Origin of the sequence: Paraburkholderia azotifigens (assembly GCF_007995085.1) — a bacterium.
GTDB lineage: Bacteria > Pseudomonadota > Gammaproteobacteria > Burkholderiales > Burkholderiaceae > Paraburkholderia > Paraburkholderia azotifigens.
On record NZ_VOQS01000001.1, the window covers coordinates 2,870,315 to 2,885,658 of the forward strand.

Here is a 15,344-nt window from a genome sequence, read left to right on the forward strand (position 1 = left end):
GCATTGCGCTGCTGCACGCCTGCGGGTTCGTGCCCGGGCTGCGATTGTTCCGGCAGCGACTTAATCTGAACTTAAACGGACGTTTTGCCGCACATATGACCCGCCGCTCCAACCCGACAGCGGCCTTGCAACGGCGCGGCATTCCGTCCGCATTGACGCGTGCCATTGTGCCAGAGCCACAAGGAACCTCGCCAAAATCGGCCGCCGCCGATTGCGGTCTGTCCGGGTTTGCGGCGCGCGCGGCTTTTATGGTCTAATGGTCTGGACGAAACAGGGGTGCTTCGTGCGCGGGCAGTCATTGCGGCGAGGCTGAGAGAGACCCTTCGCACCCGATCCGGGTAATACCGGCGCGGGAAGTTTTCGGGAAGTTTTTCCTGGAAGTTCTCCTTCCGCCGGGGCGGCGCCCTCGTTGCATCGTGAGCGCCCATGCCCGGCCGGCCTTGCCCGCCGGTTTCGTCCTTGGGTACGAGCGCACTTCTGCCGTACGGATAGGATTCGATGACCGTTCATTCTTCAGTTATTTGCGTCGTTGCTACTGGCTTTGCCGGCCGCTTTGCCGTGGGCGCGCGGTTTGCGCCGTCCGGGATTTGCTTCGGAGCCGCACGATGACGACCTCTGCTCAACAACCTGATTTCGCCGTGATCGGCGGCGGGCTATGCGGACGTCTCGTCGCGTGGCAGCTTGCGGGCGACGGGCATCGCGTCGCGCTGTACGAACGCGGCGACGCCGCCGGCTCGAACGCGGCTGCGTGGGTCGCGGCCGCGATGCTCGCGCCGCTCGCAGAAGCTGCCAGCGCCGAACTGCTGATCACGCGGCTGGGCGCGGCGTCGCTGGAAACCTGGCCGACGCTGCTCGCGCAATTGCCCGAGCACGTGTTCTTCCAGCGCAACGGCTCGCTGATCGTCTGGCATCACAGCGATCGCGCCGAGGCGCCGCTGTTCGAGCGCCGCCTGCGCGCGAATGCGCCAGCCGAACTGCTCGACGGCGGACTCGTGGCGCTCGCTGGCGCACAGGTCGGTGCATCCGAGCCGGCGCTCGCGGGCCGCTTCACGCAAGGCTGGCTGCTGCCGCACGAAGGTCAGCTGGACAACCGCCAGGTGCTGTCGGCGCTGGCCGCCGGGCTTGCCGAACGCGGTGTCGAGACGCACTGGAATACGAGCGTCGACGACAGCGCCATGCCGCCCGCGAAGATCACGATCGATTGCCGCGGACTCGGCGCCAAACCGGCGATGCCGACGCTGCGCGGTATTCGCGGCGAAGTCGCGCGCGTCCATGCGCCCGGTATCGGCTTGACGCGGCCGGTGCGTCTGCTGCATCCGCGCTATCCGCTGTATATCGCGCCGAAGCAGAACGACCTGTACGTGATCGGCGCGACGGAAGTGGAGGGCGAGGACATGTCGCCTGTGAGCGTGCGCTCGGCGCTCGAATTGCTGAGCGCGGCGTTTTCGGTGCATCCGGGTTTCGGCGAGGCGCGCATTCTCGAACTGAACTCGCAATGCCGGCCGACGCTGCCCGACCATCGTCCCGTGCTGCTGTGGGACGGCGCGCGCACGCTGCGCGTGAACGGCCTGTACCGGCACGGCTACATGATCGCGCCCGAAGTCGCGGGCGAGGCGGTGCGTCTCGCGTCGGCGCTTCTGGATGGGCGCGTCACGGATTCCGACGGTTTCGCCGGCTGGCAGCGCAACGCGCGCTGGAGCGAGCTGTTCCGGCTAGATGACGCGCACGCGCGGTCCGCAGCCACTCTCAACGTTTGAACACAACGATATGGATATTCAGATCAACCAGAAGCCGCTGTCGCTGCCCGAAGGCGCGACCGTTGCCGACGCGCTCAGCGCGTTTGGCGCGCGGCCGCCGTTCGCCGTCGCGCTGAACGGCAATTTCGTCGCGCGCGCGCAGCATGCGGCGCGCGCGTTGCAGGCGGGCGACAAGCTCGACGTCGTGCATCCCGTCGCGGGCGGCTGACGCCGTCACGTGCGACGCACTGTCACTGACAAGGAATCACACATGAACTCACACGCGAACGCTCCCGCCGACGCGCTCACGCTGTACGGCCAGACCTTCCAGAGCCGCGTGCTGCTCGGCACGTCGCGCTATCCGTCGCTGCAGTCGCTGTCGGACTCGATCGCGGCGTCGAAGCCGGGCATGGTGACCGTTGCGCTGCGCCGGCAGATGAGCGAGGGCGGCGCGGAAGCCGGCTTCTTCGATCTGCTCAAGCGCCACGGCGTGCCGCTCCTGCCGAACACGGCCGGTTGCCAGACGGTCGGCGAGGCGATCACGACGGCGCACATGGCGCGCGAAGTCTTCGAAACGGACTGGATCAAGCTCGAACTGATCGGCGACGACTACACACTACAGCCCGACCCCGTCGGCCTGATCGAAGCCGCCGCGCAACTGGTGAAGGACGGCTTCAAGGTGCTGCCATATTGCACGGAAGACCTCGTGATCGGCAGGCGTCTGCTCGACGCGGGCTGCGAGGCGCTGATGCCGTGGGGCGCGCCGATCGGCACTGGCAAGGGCGTCGTCAATCCGTATGGACTGCGCGTGCTGCGCGAACGTCTGCCCGACGTGCCGCTGATCGTCGATGCCGGCCTCGGCGTGCCGTCGCATGCCTGCCAGGTGATGGAGTGGGGTTTCGACGGCGTGCTGCTGAATACGGCTGTCTCGCAGGCCACGCATCCCGAAACGATGGCGCGCGCCTTCGCGATGGGTGTCGATGCGGGCCGCGAGGCATATCTGGCCGGCCCGATGGCCGAACGTGAAACTGCCCATGCGAGCACGCCCGTCGTCGGCATGCCGTTCTGGCATCAGGATGGGAGCGCAGCAGCATGACGGAAACACTGAAACTGTCGGGCCGCGAGCTCTTCTGGCCGCCCGCCGATGAACTCACGGAAGCCGTCGAGCGCATCCGCGCGCGCCTCGGCGACTGGCCGCCGACGCATGTCGAGTGGCGCATCTGCCTGACGGCGCCGGACGACGCGAACGGCGGCGACCTGATCGTCTTTACCGACACGCAGCAACAGGGCGAACGGCACCTCGAGCAGATCGTGCGCTGGGTGACGCAGGGCGCGGGCGTGATCGAAGCGGCGGCGGGCCGCGCGGTGCTGCATCTGGGCGGCGTGCGCTATGAGCTGGAAGGTCATCTCGCGGAAGACTGGATTCCCGCGCTGGCGGCGTTCCTCGATTGCGGCTTCGATCCGCACGACGCGCTGGTGCTCGCGCTCGCATGGCGCGACGGCGACGAGACGAAATCCGGCGATGCGTGGCCGTGCGACCTGTCGCGCTTCCCGCGCGTGGCCGGATTGCCCGATGCGCCGGCGCAACCGTTCGCCGCATGCCCGGATGCGCTCGGCCTCTACGCCGTGCTGCCGACGGCCGAGTGGGTCGAGCGCGTGGCCGGTTTCGGCGTGAAGACGGTGCAGCTGCGCCATAAAGCAGCCGACGCCGAGCTGCAGCGCGACATCGCGCGCTCGGTCGCGGCGGGCCGCGAGCACGACGCGCACGTGTTCATCAACGATCACTGGCAGGCCGCGATCGACGCGGGCGCGTATGGCGTGCACCTCGGCCAGGAAGATGTGCATACGGCGGATCTGCACGCGTTGTCGAAAGCAGGCGTGCGTCTGGGTCTGTCGACGCACGGCTACTACGAAATGCTGACCGCGCTGCACTTCCGTCCGAGCTATATCGCGCTCGGCGCGGTGTTCCCGACCACGACGAAGGTGATGCCGACCGCGCCGCAAGGCCTGGTGCGGCTCGTACGCTACGTGAAACTGCTGGAGGGTGTCGTGCCGCTCGTGGCGATCGGCGGCATCAGCGGCGATGTGCTGCCGCAAGTGCTGGCGACGGGTGTGAAAAGTGCGGCCGTCGTTCGCGCAATCACGGAGGCCGCGGATCCCGCTTCGGCCACCGCAGCGCTGCAAAACATTTTTTTGCAAGAAAAAGTTTAGAAAAGTTAAATCGTTAGCGTCGTCAAGGCAGGGTTTGCACGAAGGCCCTATAATTCGCCCTTCCGTGTAAAAGGACTGACAGTTTCGTGCCATCCTCTTCCGAGACCCTCCTTGAACTGCGCGACGTCGACTTCGGCTACGGCGAGCGGCTCGTCCTGTCGAACCTGAACCTGCGCTTCAAACGCGGCCAGGTGGTCGCGGTCATGGGCGGCTCGGGGTGCGGCAAGACCACCGTGCTGCGCCTGATCGGCGGTCTCGTGCGCGCGCAGCGCGGCCAGGTGCTGTTCCACGGCCAGGACATCGGCGCCCAGACGCGCGACAGCCTGTATGCGCTGCGTCGCAAGATGGGCATGCTGTTCCAGTTCGGCGCGCTGTTCACCGACATGTCGGTGTTCGAGAACGTCGCCTTCGCGCTGCGCGAGCATACCGATCTCCCCGAAGAACTGCTCCGCGACCTCGTGCTGATGAAGCTCAATGCGGTCGGCCTGCGTGGCGCCCGCGATCTCGCGCCGTCGGAAATTTCGGGCGGCATGGCGCGCCGCGTGGCGCTGGCCCGCGCCATCGCGCTCGATCCCGAACTGATGATGTACGACGAGCCGTTCGCCGGCCTCGATCCTATTTCGCTCGGCATCACTGCGAACCTGATCCGCGCGCTCAACACCGCGCTCGGCGCAACGTCGATCCTCGTCACGCACGACGTGCCCGAATCGTTCGCGATTGCCGACTACGTGTACTTCCTCGCGAACGGCGGCGTTCTCGCCGAGGGCACGCCGGCCGAACTGCGCGCGTCGACGGATCCGACCGTGCGCCAGTTCATCGACGGCACGCCCGACGGTCCCTTCAAATTTCACTATCCGAGCAGCACGCCGCTGGCCGCGGATTTCGGCATCGGCGGAGGCCGCGCATGATCAGCACCATCGGTCGTTCCGTCATGTGCGGGCTGGGGCAGACGGGGTATGCGGCGCGGATGTTCCTGCGGCTCGTACTCGAATTTTTCCCGCTGCTGCGCCGTCCGCGTCTTGTCACGAAGCAGATCCACTTCGTCGGCAACTATTCGCTGGTGATCATTGCGGTGTCGGGGCTGTTCGTCGGCTTCGTGCTCGGACTGCAAGGCTATTACACGCTCAACCGCTACGGCTCCGAACAGGCGCTTGGCTTGCTGGTCGCGCTGTCGCTGGTGCGCGAACTGGGGCCCGTGGTGACGGCGCTGCTGTTCGCCGGGCGCGCTGGCACGTCGCTGACTGCCGAGATCGGCCTGATGAAGGCGGGCGAGCAACTCACGGCCATGGAAATGATGGCCGTCGACCCGCTCAAGGTGGTGGTCGCGCCGCGCATGTGGGCGGGCATCGTCTCGATGCCGATCCTCGCGGCCATCTTCAGCGCGGTGGGTGTGCTGGGCGGCTATGTCGTGGGTGTGCTGATGATCGGCGTCGACGCCGGCGCGTTCTGGTCGCAGATGCAGGGTGGCGTCGATGCCTATCGCGACGTCGGCAACGGCGTGATCAAAAGCATCGTGTTCGGCTTCGCGGTGACGTTCATCGCGCTCTACCAGGGCTACGAAGCGAAGCCCACGCCGGAAGGCGTGTCGCGCGCGACGACGAAGACGGTCGTCTACGCATCGCTCGCCGTGCTCGGTCTGGATTTCCTGCTGACCGCGCTGATGTTCAGCTAGGCGGTCGAACCAATACTTGCGCGCCACGCAGGCATCGCGCCGCGGCGGCATAGATTCTCTTTGGGATGACGATGAAAAAAACTGCTCTCGATTTCTGGGTAGGTCTGTTCGTGGTGCTCGGGTTCGTCGCGTTGCTGTTCCTCGCGCTGAAGGCGGGCAACATGAGCTCGCTGTCGTTTCAGGCGACGTACCCGGTCAAGCTGAAATTCGACAATATCGGCGGCCTCAAGGTGCGCGCGCCCGTGAAGAGCGCGGGCGTGACGGTGGGCCGCGTGGCGTCGGTCGGCTTCGACAGCAACTCGTATCAGGCGCTCGTGACGCTCGATCTCGACAAGCAATACCAGTTTCCGAAAGACACGTCCGCGAAGATTCTGACGTCCGGTTTGTTGGGTGAGCAGTACATCGGTCTTGAGCCGGGTGGCGACAGCGAAATGCTGAAAGCCGGCGACACGATCACGATGACTCAATCGGCCATCGTCCTGGAGAATCTGATCGGGCAGTTCTTGTATAACAAGGCAGCGGATTCAGGAGCTGCCAAACCCGGTGCATCTGCTGCGGTGTCCGATCCCGCAGCACCCGCTCCCGCAGCGCCTGCTGCGGCGGCTTCGGGTGCATCCGGCCAATAAGGAGAACAACAAATGAAGACGACACGCTTACGTGTCGCGGGGATCGCGCTGGCTGTGGCAACGCTCGCTGGCTGTGCAACCGTTCAGAACCCTACGAAGGAAGATCCGTTCGAAGGCTTTAACCGTACGGTCTACACGTTCAACGACACCGTCGACAAATATGCGTTGAAGCCGGTCGCGAAGGGGTACGTGTTCGTCACGCCGCAGCCGGTGCGTGACAGCGTCACGAATTTCTTCTCGAACATCGGTGACGTGTATATCGCCGCGAACAACCTGCTGCAGCTGAAGGTCGCCGACGGCGTGTCGGACATCATGCGTATCGTGATCAACACGATCTTCGGTGTCGGCGGCCTGTTCGACGTCGCGACGCTCGCGAAGCTGCCGAAGCACGACAACGACCTCGGCCTGACGCTCGGCCACTACGGCGTGCCGCCCGGGCCGTATCTGGTGCTGCCGCTGTTCGGACCGAGCACGGTGCGCGACGGTGTGGGTATCGTCGGCAACTACTTCATCAATCCGCTGACCTACGTGCAGCCGGACAGCGTGAGCTGGGCGCTGTACGGCCTGAATCTGGTCAACACGCGCGCGAACCTGCTGAGCGCGAGCGACGTGCTGGAAGGCGCGGCGCTCGACAAATATTCGTTCGTGCGTAATGCATACCTGCAGCGTCGCCACTATCTGCTGACGGGCGGCAATGCATCGTCGTCGAGCCTGCCGGACTACGGCAACGAAGCGCCGCTGCCGAAGTACGAAGACGTCGACGGCGGCGCGGCAGCGCCCGCGCCGGCCTCGGCGACGGGCGCGAAGCCCGCAGGAGCTTCGGCGCCTGAAGCGGCGTCGGGTGCGACGTCGAATGAGGCGACAGGCGCCGCGCAACCGGCATCCGGTACGGAAGCGCCGCCTACTGTCCCTGCTGGCCAGATCGTGCCGCCGGCGCTGTTCGGCTATCCTTCGCTGAAGCTGCGCTAAGGCATTTCAAATGCGAGGGTCGTATCTGTCTGCCGTAACACTCGGATACGAATCTCGCAGTTTGGGCGTGGATTGCGGCTGAACTCGCGTGATATTGTCGCCTCCAACGCTAAGCTTATTTTTTTGCAGGACTGGAAATGAAAAAATTCTTCTTCTTCATCCCGTTTATTGCAGCGCTGTTTGCGTTTAGTGGCGCGGCGTCCGCGCAAGCCGTCGATACGAACAATCCCGACGCAATGGTGAAGACGGTCACGCAGCAGGTGATCGACGCCGTGCGCGCCGACAAGACCATCCAGGCAGGCAATATCGGTGCCGTCACGAAGCTGGTCAACGAAAAGATTCTCCCGTACACGGACTTCCGCCGTACGACGCAACTCGCGATGGGCCGCAATTGGCGCACCGCGACGCCCGAGCAGCAGAACGCGGTCGTCGAGCAGTTCAAGACGCTGCTGATTCGCACGTATTCGGGCGCGCTGGCTCAGGTGAAGGACCAGCAGATCGAATACAAGCCGTTCCGTGCAAGCCCGGAAGACACCGACGTCGTGGTGCGCTCGGTGGTGATGAACAACGGCTCGCCCGTCGAACTCGACTACCGTCTGTACAAGACGCCGCAAGGCTGGCGCGTGTATGACCTGAACGTGCTCGGCGCATGGCTGATTCAGGCGTATCAACAGCAGTTCAACGAGCAGATCCAGAAGAGCGGCGTCGACGGCCTGATCCAGTTCCTGACAGCACGCAACCAGCAACTCGCGAGCGGCAAACAGTCGTGAACAACTTTGCCAGCGCTCCGGTGACGACGCCCATCAATACGTTCGAAACGGGCGCCACGCTGACCCACGCGAGCGCGAATGCCGCGCTCGCGGCGGGGCTCGCACGCATCGGCAGCGGCGCGACGGCAGTCGACTGCGCGCCGCTCACGCAATTCGACTCCTCCGCTCTGGCCGTGCTGCTCGCATGGCAACGCGCAGCGAGCGCGCGAGGTACAGCCCTCTTCATCATGAACCTGCCTGCGGGGCTGTCCAGCCTCGCACAAGCGTACGGCGTCGATACGCTTCTCTCCGCACGACATTGACGCTCACGCGTCAGTGAGTCTCGCGCCTTGTTTGTCCTTTCGCGCTGGCTCACGTTCTCCCAAGGCAAGTCGGCCGTTTCGACTTTTGCCCTATAATCAAACGTTTTTTGGCGCCTGGCCGTTTCGTTCCGCATCCCGGAAACGGCCGTAGCGGTTGCAGCAGCAGCGCAAGCAGTCTTTTGCACCCGGCCCCAAATCCGTTTCCCCCATGCTTTCGCGCCCTTGCTGGGCGATCTATCAGGCGCTGTCCACATCGACGGCGCACAGTCATGTCAGCGATTGAAATTCGTAACGTCAGGAAGCGCTACAAGGATCTGCAAGCGCTCAAAGGCGTCAGCTTCACCGTCGAACAAGGCGAGTTCTTCGGACTGCTCGGTCCGAACGGCGCGGGCAAGACGACGCTCATCAGCATCCTCGCCGGTCTCGCGCGCGCCGATGAAGGCAGCATCACGGTGCACGGCCATCATGTCGTCGACGATTTCCGTCTCGCGCGCCGCGCGCTCGGCGTCGTGCCGCAGGAACTCGTATTCGATCCGTTCTTCACTGTGCGCGAGACGCTGCGCATCCAGTCGGGCTACTTCGGCTTGCGCAAGAACGACGACTGGATCGACGAAGTGATGGCCAATCTCGATCTCACCGAAAAGGCAGACGCAAACATGCGCGCGCTGTCGGGCGGGATGAAGCGCCGCGTGCTGGTCGCGCAGGCGCTCGTGCACCGGCCACCCGTGATCGTGCTCGACGAGCCGACGGCGGGCGTCGACGTCGAACTCCGTCAGACGCTGTGGAAATTCATTTCGCGCCTGAACCGCGAAGGCCACACGATCGTACTGACCACGCATTACCTCGAGGAAGCTGAATCGCTGTGCGACCGCATCGCGATGCTCCGGCGCGGGGAAGTCGTTGCGCTCGAGCGTACGAGCACGCTGCTCGAGCGCTTCGCGGGCACGCAGCTGTTCGTCCGGTTCGCGCAGGGCGTGCTGCCCGCCGAACTGCGCCCGCTCGAAGTCGATCCCAACAACGTCAACGGACGCCAGCATCTGCTGCGCCTCGCAAGCTACGACGACGTCGAGCGCATTCTCGCGCAGTGCCGCGCGGCGGGCTGCACGTTCGATGAAATCGAGGTGCGCAAGGCCGACCTCGAAGACGTGTTCCTGCAGGTGATGAGCGGACCGGAAGTGGTCGAGGGATTGGCATGAGCGGCTTTCGTACCCTTTTCTACAAAGAGCTGCTGCGCTTCTGGAAGGTCGCGTTCCAGACGGTGCTCGCGCCCGTGATTACCGCGCTGCTGTATCTGACGATCTTCGGCCACGCATTGCGCGATCACGTGCAGGTCTATCCGGGCGTGCTGTATACGAGCTTTCTCGTGCCCGGCCTCGTGATGATGAGCGTGCTGCAGAACGCATTCGCGAACAGCTCGTCGTCGCTGATCCAGTCGAAGATCACGGGCAATCTCGTGTTCGTGCTGCTGCCGCCGCTGTCGCACTGGGAGATGTATGCGGCCTATGTGCTCGCGGCTGTCGTGCGCGGCTTGAGCGTGGGGCTGGGCGTATTCATCGTCACCGTCTGGTTCATTCCGATGAGCTTTACGGCGCCGCTTTACATCCTCGCGTTCGCGGTGCTCGGTTCGGCGATTCTCGGCACACTCGGCGTCATCGCCGGCATCTGGGCCGAAAAATTCGACCAGCTCGCCGCCTTTCAGAATTTTCTGATCATGCCGCTCACGTTCCTCTCGGGCGTGTTCTACTCGACGCATACGCTGCCGTCCGGCTGGCGCGAGGTTTCGCGGCTGAACCCGTTTTTCTACATGATCGACGGCTTTCGCTATGGCTTCTTCGGCATGTCGGATATCAATCCGCTGTGGAGCCTGCTGATCGTCGCCGGTTTCTTCGTCGTGCTGGCCGTGCTCGCGATGCGCATGCTCGCGTCCGGCTACAAGCTGCGTCACTAGGAGCACTGAAATGCTACCCACTCCCGAACAGGTCAAGAATTACATCGCGGCGGGCCTTCCTTGCGAGCATCTCGAAGTGGAAGGCGACGGCCAGCATTTCTTCGCGACCATCGTGTCGCCGAATTTCGAAGGCAAGCGTCTGATTCAACGGCATCAGCTCGTGTATGCGGCGCTCGGCGACCGCATGCGCGAAGAGATTCACGCGCTCAGCATGAAGACGCTGACGCCCGCCGAATGGCAAAACGCCTGATTTGCGCGTAGCAGTCACGCGTCAAGGTCACGCATAAAAACGTGCCGTCTGTCGGGGAACGGTGCTCGATAACCTGGCTGCAAGAAGAGCGCAAAAACAAGCTGCACAATAAGCTTCAGACGTAGCTGCAAATTTGCTGGAACATCAGTGCGTATCACACAAGACACACAAGATAGTCGCGACGCCGCGCACGGCGCCGCAGCAACCGCCCACAAGACGCCCGTTGGCGGACGGGCAGATCAGGAACAAACAGGCATGGACAAACTCGTGATTGAAGGCGGGCAGAAGCTCGCTGGTGAGATCGTTGTTTCGGGTGCGAAGAACGCGGCGCTGCCGATCCTTTGCGCAGGCTTGTTGAGCGCGGAGCCCGTGCATCTCGACAACGTGCCCGACCTGCAGGATGTGCGCACCACGCTCAAGCTGCTCGGCCAGATGGGCGTGCGCACGGAAAGCGCGGACGGAAAGGTGTCGCTCGACGCGTCGAAGGTCGACAATCTCGTCGCGCCGTACGAACTCGTGAAGACGATGCGCGCGTCGATTCTCGTGCTCGGCCCGCTCGTCGCGCGGTTCGGCGAGGCGAAGGTGTCGCTGCCGGGCGGCTGCGCGATCGGCGCACGGCCTGTCGACCAGCACATCAAGGGCCTGCAGGCGATGGGCGCCGAGATCAACATCGAGCACGGCTTCATCGAAGCGCGCGCGAAGCGTCTGAAGGGCACGCGCATCGTCACCGACATGATCACGGTCACGGGTACGGAAAACCTGCTGATGGCGGCCGTGCTCGCGGAAGGCGAGACGATCATCGAGAACGCCGCGCGCGAGCCGGAAGTCGGCGATCTGGCGAATCTGCTCGTTTCGATGGGCGCGAAGATCGACGGCATCGGCACCGATCGTCTCGTGATTCAGGGCGTCGACAAGCTGCACGGTGCGCGGCACACGGTCGTGCCGGACCGCATCGAAGCGGGCACGTTCCTGTGCGCGGTCGCGGCGGCAGGCGGCGACGTGACGCTGCGTCACGTGCGTCCGCAAATTCTCGAGGCCGTGACGGACAAGCTGCGCGATGCAGGCGTTTCGATCGAAGAAGGCGACGACTGGATGCGCGTGCGCATGAACCAGCGTCCGAAGGCCGTGTCGTTCCGCACGTCCGAATACCCGGCGTTCCCGACCGACATGCAGGCGCAGTTCATGGCGCTCAACACGCTGGCCGAAGGCACGTCGCAAGTGGTCGAAACGATCTTCGAAAACCGCTTCATGCACGTGCAGGAACTGAACCGTCTCGGCGCGAACATCACGATCGACGGCAAGACTGCGCTGGTCAACGGCGTCGAGAAGCTGTCGGGCGCGAAGGTGATGGCAACCGATCTGCGCGCGTCGGCGAGCCTCGTGATCGCGGGTCTGTGCGCCGACGGCGAGACGCTGATCGACCGCATCTATCACCTCGATCGCGGCTACGACCGGATGGAGTCGAAACTCACCGCAGTCGGTGCGAAGGTGCGCCGCATCAAGGGTAATCAGGCATGAGCGAATTGCCGCAAACGTCGTCGTCGCCCGCAGCGGGCAAGCCGCTGACGCTCGCGCTGTCGAAGGGCCGCATTTTCGAGGAAACGGTGCCGCTGCTCGCGGCAGCGGGCATCGAAGTGACGGAAGACCCGGAGACGTCGCGCAAGCTGATCCTGCCCACGAATGATCCGAACGTGCGCGTGATCATCGTGCGCGCCACCGACGTGCCCACGTACGTCGAATACGGCGCCGCCGATTTCGGCGTCGCGGGCAAGGACGTGCTGATCGAGCACGGTGGCGGCGGGTTGTATCAGCCGATCGATCTCGACATCGCGCGCTGCCGGATGTCGGTGGCCGTTGCGGCCGGTTTCGACTACGCGAACGCGGTGCGCCAGGGCGCGCGCCTGCGCGTCGCGACGAAGTACGTGGAAACGGCGCGCGAGCACTTCGCATCGAAGGGCGTGCACGTCGATCTGATCAAGCTGTACGGCTCGATGGAACTCGCGCCGCTGGTCGGCCTTGCCGATGCGATCGTCGACCTGGTCAGCTCGGGCGGCACGCTGCGCGCCAACCACCTTGTCGAGGTCGAAGAGATCATGCAGATCTCGTCGCGCCTCGTCGTGAACCAGGCGGCGCTGAAGCTCAAGCGCGCCGCGCTGGCTCCCATTCTCGACGCGTTCCAGCGCGCGTCGCAACGCACCGGCGCAGCAGCCTGACGGAACACGAACACTTCGCGGCCGACGCGCTCGCCTTACCGAAACGGATACCAGCATGTCTATCAAGATTCGCAAACTCGATTCCAGCACTGAAGATTTCCAGAAGTCGCTGCATGCGGTGCTCGCGTTCGAAGCGAGCGAAGACGAAGCGATCGAGCGCTCGGTCGCACAGATTCTGGCCGACGTGAAGGCGCGCGGCGATGCCGCCGTGCTCGACAACACGAACCGTTTCGACCGGCTGAACGCGACGAATGTGGCCGCGCTCGAACTGCCGCTGGCGGAGCTGGAAGCCGCGCTCGAAGGACTCGAGCCGAAGCGCCGCGCGGCGCTCGAAGCGGCGGCGGCGCGCGTGCGCGCCTATCACGAGAAGCAGAAGATCGAGTGCGGCAGCCATAGCTGGCAGTACACGGAAGCCGACGGCACCGTGCTCGGCCAGAAGGTCACACCGCTCGATCGCGCGGGCATCTACGTGCCAGGCGGCAAGGCGGCGTATCCGTCGTCGGTGCTGATGAACGCGATTCCGGCGCGTGTGGCGGGCGTGCGCGAAATCATCATGGTCGTGCCGACGCCGGACGGCGTGAAGAACCCGCTCGTGCTCGCGGCGGCGCTGCTGGGCGGTGTCGACCGCGTGTTCACGATCGGCGGCGCGCAGGCGGTCGGCGCGCTCGCGTACGGCACGCAAACCATTCCCGCCGTCGACAAGATCTGCGGCCCGGGCAATGCGTATGTCGCATCGGCGAAGCGCCGCGTGTTCGGCACGGTCGGTATCGACATGATCGCGGGCCCGTCGGAAATTCTCGTGCTGTGCGACGGCACGACGGATCCGCGCTGGGTCGCGATGGATCTGTTCTCGCAGGCCGAGCACGACGAACTCGCGCAATCCATCCTGCTGTGCCCGGACGAGGGCTTCATTGCGCGCGTCGAAGATGCCATCAACGAACTGCTGCCGACGATGCCGCGCCGCGACGTGATCCAGGCGTCGCTCGAAGGCCGCGGCGCGCTCGTCAAGGTGCGCGACATGGAACAGGCCTGCGCGATCGCCAACGACATCGCGCCGGAACACCTCGAAATCTCCGCGCTGGAGCCGCAGCAGTGGGCGCAGCAGATTCGTCACGCTGGCGCGATCTTCCTCGGCCGCTACACGAGCGAAAGTCTCGGCGACTACTGCGCGGGACCGAATCACGTGTTGCCTACGTCGCGTACCGCACGGTTCTCGTCGCCGCTCGGCGTCTATGATTTCTTCAAGCGCTCGAGCCTGATCGAGGTGAGCGCGGACGGCGCGCAGACGCTCGGCGAAATCGCAGCCGAGCTGGCCTACGGCGAAGGTCTGCAGGCACATGCACGCAGCGCCGAATACCGGATGAAGAACACGGGCTGATACGCGTCGGACGGCCGTTTCGGGCGCGCCGGACGTGCGCCGGTTCGAGACGGCGGCCGTTTCCACGAGACACAGAGAATTCAACCCGGGGCGGCCGCGAGCCGCCCCTATTGCGCTGACGCCTGCGAGAGGCGCGCCCCCCACGCCATGACGACACCTCAAGACATCATTCGCCGCGACGTGCTCGCGATGACGAGCTATCCCGTTGCCGACGCGACGGGCCTCGTGAAGCTCGACGCGATGGAGAATCCGTTTCCGCTGCCCGAAGCGCTTGCTGCGGAACTCGGCGAGCATCTGGCGGGCGTCGCGCTGAACCGCTATCCGGCGCCGCGTCCGCAGGCGCTGCTCGACAAGCTCAAGCGCGTGATGAACGTGCCGGCGAATTGCGAAGTGCTGCTCGGCAACGGCTCGGACGAGCTGATCAGCATGATCTCGATGGCCTGCGCGACGCCGGGCGCGAAGGTGCTGGCGCCCGTGCCCGGCTTCGTGATGTACGCGATGTCGGCGAAGCTGGCGAACATGGAGTTCGTCGGCGTGCCGCTCAATGCCGATCTCACGCTCGATACGCAAGCGATGCTCGCTGCGATCGCCGAGCATCAGCCGGCCGTCATCTACCTCGCGTATCCGAACAATCCGACGGGCACGCTGTACGACGCCGCCGACATGGAGCGCATCATCGCCGCGGCGAGCCGGAGTCTCGTCGTGATCGACGAGGCGTATCAGCCGTTTGCGCAGCAAAGCTGGATGCCGCGTGCCGGCGAGTTCGACAACGTCGTCGTGATGCGCACGGTGTCGAAGCTGGGCCTCGCGGGCATCCGTCTCGGCTACATGGCGGGCCGCACGGAATGGATCAACGAATTCGACAAGGTGCGTCCGCCGTACAACATCAATGTGCTCACGCAGGCGACGGCCGATTTCCTGCTCGATCACATCGAGACCCTCGACGCACAGGCCGCAGAACTGCGCTCGGAACGCACGAAACTGGCGCAGGCCGTCGCCGCGTTGCCGGGCGCCGAGGTGTTCCCGAGCGCGGGCAATTTCCTGCTGGTGCGTGTGCCGGACGCATCGGCGACGTTCGAAACCCTGCTCACAGCGCGGGTTTTGATCAAAAACGTGAGTAAAATGCACCCATTGCTCGCGAATTGCGTGCGTTTGACAGTCGGTTCGCCGGAAGAGAACGCGCAGATGCTCGCCGCACTGAAACTCGTGCTGAACTGAAAGCGGCACCTTTCCAACCCATACTTTTTTAAGTCAGATTCGAGGAATTGC

At 64.6% G+C, this 15,344-nt stretch carries 17 protein-coding genes and 1 riboswitch; all 17 genes read left to right on the top strand.

Annotation, left to right across the window (positions count from 1 at the left end; translation table 11 throughout):
- The first annotated feature begins 262 nt into the window (after positions 1-262).
- A riboswitch (TPP riboswitch) is annotated at positions 263-373 on the top strand.
- A gap of 232 nt (positions 374-605) precedes the next feature.
- The 17 genes from FRZ40_RS12835 to hisC all read left to right on the top strand — a co-directional run bounded on the left by FRZ40_RS12835 (position 606) and on the right by hisC (position 15,293).
- Positions 606-1,757: an FAD-dependent oxidoreductase gene (locus FRZ40_RS12835; protein WP_147234293.1), complete on the top strand. Its 1,152-nt coding sequence runs from the start codon at positions 606-608 to the stop codon at positions 1,755-1,757.
- A 10-nt stretch (positions 1,758-1,767) separates the two neighbouring features.
- A complete protein-coding gene (gene thiS / locus FRZ40_RS12840) occupies positions 1,768-1,965 on the top strand; it encodes a sulfur carrier protein ThiS (protein WP_028367605.1) in 198 nt (65 codons plus the stop codon).
- Between the two features lie 42 nt (positions 1,966-2,007).
- Positions 2,008-2,832: a thiazole synthase gene (locus FRZ40_RS12845; protein WP_147234294.1), complete on the top strand. Its 825-nt coding sequence runs from the start codon at positions 2,008-2,010 to the stop codon at positions 2,830-2,832.
- Positions 2,829-3,947 (top strand): thiamine phosphate synthase, encoded by a 1,119-nt coding sequence (thiE, locus tag FRZ40_RS12850; protein WP_081767535.1) that lies wholly within the window; start codon positions 2,829-2,831, stop codon positions 3,945-3,947. Before FRZ40_RS12845 ends, thiE begins: the two co-directional genes overlap by 4 nt.
- A gap of 86 nt (positions 3,948-4,033) precedes the next feature.
- Complete coding sequence (locus FRZ40_RS12855) at positions 4,034-4,855, top strand: ABC transporter ATP-binding protein (protein WP_147234295.1); 822 nt, start codon at positions 4,034-4,036, stop codon at positions 4,853-4,855.
- Positions 4,852-5,619: a lipid asymmetry maintenance ABC transporter permease subunit MlaE gene (gene mlaE, locus FRZ40_RS12860; protein WP_028367601.1), complete on the top strand. Its 768-nt coding sequence runs from the start codon at positions 4,852-4,854 to the stop codon at positions 5,617-5,619. Before FRZ40_RS12855 ends, mlaE begins: the two co-directional genes overlap by 4 nt.
- A 71-nt stretch (positions 5,620-5,690) precedes the next feature.
- On the top strand, positions 5,691-6,245 hold the full coding sequence (mlaD, locus tag FRZ40_RS12865) for an outer membrane lipid asymmetry maintenance protein MlaD (RefSeq protein WP_028367600.1): 555 nt from the start codon (positions 5,691-5,693) through the stop codon (positions 6,243-6,245).
- A 12-nt stretch (positions 6,246-6,257) separates the two neighbouring features.
- Entirely contained in the window at positions 6,258-7,214 is a 957-nt protein-coding gene (locus FRZ40_RS12870; RefSeq protein ID WP_147234296.1) for an MlaA family lipoprotein, read from the top strand.
- Between the two features lie 137 nt (positions 7,215-7,351).
- Positions 7,352-7,984, top strand: coding sequence for an MlaC/ttg2D family ABC transporter substrate-binding protein (locus FRZ40_RS12875; RefSeq protein ID WP_147234297.1), 633 nt, complete (start codon positions 7,352-7,354; stop codon positions 7,982-7,984).
- Entirely contained in the window at positions 7,981-8,286 is a 306-nt protein-coding gene (locus tag FRZ40_RS12880; protein ID WP_147234298.1) for an STAS domain-containing protein, read from the top strand. Before FRZ40_RS12875 ends, FRZ40_RS12880 begins: the two co-directional genes overlap by 4 nt.
- 269 nt (positions 8,287-8,555) lie before the next feature.
- Positions 8,556-9,482: an ABC transporter ATP-binding protein gene (locus FRZ40_RS12885; RefSeq protein ID WP_147234299.1), complete on the top strand. Its 927-nt coding sequence runs from the start codon at positions 8,556-8,558 to the stop codon at positions 9,480-9,482.
- The gene (locus FRZ40_RS12890) at positions 9,479-10,234 is read left to right on the top strand and encodes an ABC transporter permease (protein WP_028367595.1); all 756 of its coding nucleotides are present in this window, start codon (positions 9,479-9,481) and stop codon (positions 10,232-10,234) included. The genes FRZ40_RS12885 and FRZ40_RS12890 overlap by 4 nt, the downstream gene beginning before the upstream one ends.
- A gap of 10 nt (positions 10,235-10,244) precedes the next feature.
- Positions 10,245-10,484 carry a BolA family protein gene (locus tag FRZ40_RS12895; protein ID WP_028367594.1) on the top strand — a complete coding sequence of 80 codons (240 nt, stop codon included), beginning with the start codon at positions 10,245-10,247 and terminating at the stop codon, positions 10,482-10,484.
- A gap of 255 nt (positions 10,485-10,739) precedes the next feature.
- Positions 10,740-12,002 (top strand): UDP-N-acetylglucosamine 1-carboxyvinyltransferase, encoded by a 1,263-nt coding sequence (murA, locus tag FRZ40_RS12900; protein ID WP_028367593.1) that lies wholly within the window; start codon positions 10,740-10,742, stop codon positions 12,000-12,002.
- Entirely contained in the window at positions 11,999-12,697 is a 699-nt protein-coding gene (hisG, locus tag FRZ40_RS12905; protein ID WP_028367592.1) for an ATP phosphoribosyltransferase, read from the top strand. The genes murA and hisG overlap by 4 nt, the downstream gene beginning before the upstream one ends.
- Before the next feature lie 55 nt (positions 12,698-12,752).
- On the top strand, positions 12,753-14,075 hold the full coding sequence (gene hisD, locus FRZ40_RS12910; RefSeq protein ID WP_147234300.1) for a histidinol dehydrogenase: 1,323 nt from the start codon (positions 12,753-12,755) through the stop codon (positions 14,073-14,075).
- A 147-nt stretch (positions 14,076-14,222) separates the two neighbouring features.
- Positions 14,223-15,293: a histidinol-phosphate transaminase gene (gene hisC / locus FRZ40_RS12915; RefSeq protein ID WP_147234301.1), complete on the top strand. Its 1,071-nt coding sequence runs from the start codon at positions 14,223-14,225 to the stop codon at positions 15,291-15,293.
- The last annotated feature ends 51 nt before the right edge of the window (positions 15,294-15,344 follow it).

What these genes read in the sequence shown, in the direction of transcription:
- FRZ40_RS12835 (WP_147234293.1), top strand. Translation starts at nt 606, where the DNA reads ATGACGACCTCTGCTCAACAACCTGATTTCGCCGTGATCGGCGGCGGG.
- thiS (WP_028367605.1), top strand. Translation starts at nt 1,768, where the DNA reads ATGGATATTCAGATCAACCAGAAGCCGCTGTCGCTGCCCGAAGGCGCG.
- FRZ40_RS12845 (WP_147234294.1), top strand. Translation starts at nt 2,008, where the DNA reads ATGAACTCACACGCGAACGCTCCCGCCGACGCGCTCACGCTGTACGGC.
- thiE (WP_081767535.1), top strand. Translation starts at nt 2,829, where the DNA reads ATGACGGAAACACTGAAACTGTCGGGCCGCGAGCTCTTCTGGCCGCCC.
- mlaE (WP_028367601.1), top strand. Translation starts at nt 4,852, where the DNA reads ATGATCAGCACCATCGGTCGTTCCGTCATGTGCGGGCTGGGGCAGACG.
- mlaD (WP_028367600.1), top strand. Translation starts at nt 5,691, where the DNA reads ATGAAAAAAACTGCTCTCGATTTCTGGGTAGGTCTGTTCGTGGTGCTC.
- FRZ40_RS12870 (WP_147234296.1), top strand. Translation starts at nt 6,258, where the DNA reads ATGAAGACGACACGCTTACGTGTCGCGGGGATCGCGCTGGCTGTGGCA.
- FRZ40_RS12875 (WP_147234297.1), top strand. Translation starts at nt 7,352, where the DNA reads ATGAAAAAATTCTTCTTCTTCATCCCGTTTATTGCAGCGCTGTTTGCG.
- FRZ40_RS12885 (WP_147234299.1), top strand. Translation starts at nt 8,556, where the DNA reads ATGTCAGCGATTGAAATTCGTAACGTCAGGAAGCGCTACAAGGATCTG.
- FRZ40_RS12890 (WP_028367595.1), top strand. Translation starts at nt 9,479, where the DNA reads ATGAGCGGCTTTCGTACCCTTTTCTACAAAGAGCTGCTGCGCTTCTGG.
- FRZ40_RS12895 (WP_028367594.1), top strand. Translation starts at nt 10,245, where the DNA reads ATGCTACCCACTCCCGAACAGGTCAAGAATTACATCGCGGCGGGCCTT.
- murA (WP_028367593.1), top strand. Translation starts at nt 10,740, where the DNA reads ATGGACAAACTCGTGATTGAAGGCGGGCAGAAGCTCGCTGGTGAGATC.
- hisG (WP_028367592.1), top strand. Translation starts at nt 11,999, where the DNA reads ATGAGCGAATTGCCGCAAACGTCGTCGTCGCCCGCAGCGGGCAAGCCG.
- hisD (WP_147234300.1), top strand. Translation starts at nt 12,753, where the DNA reads ATGTCTATCAAGATTCGCAAACTCGATTCCAGCACTGAAGATTTCCAG.
- hisC (WP_147234301.1), top strand. Translation starts at nt 14,223, where the DNA reads ATGACGACACCTCAAGACATCATTCGCCGCGACGTGCTCGCGATGACG.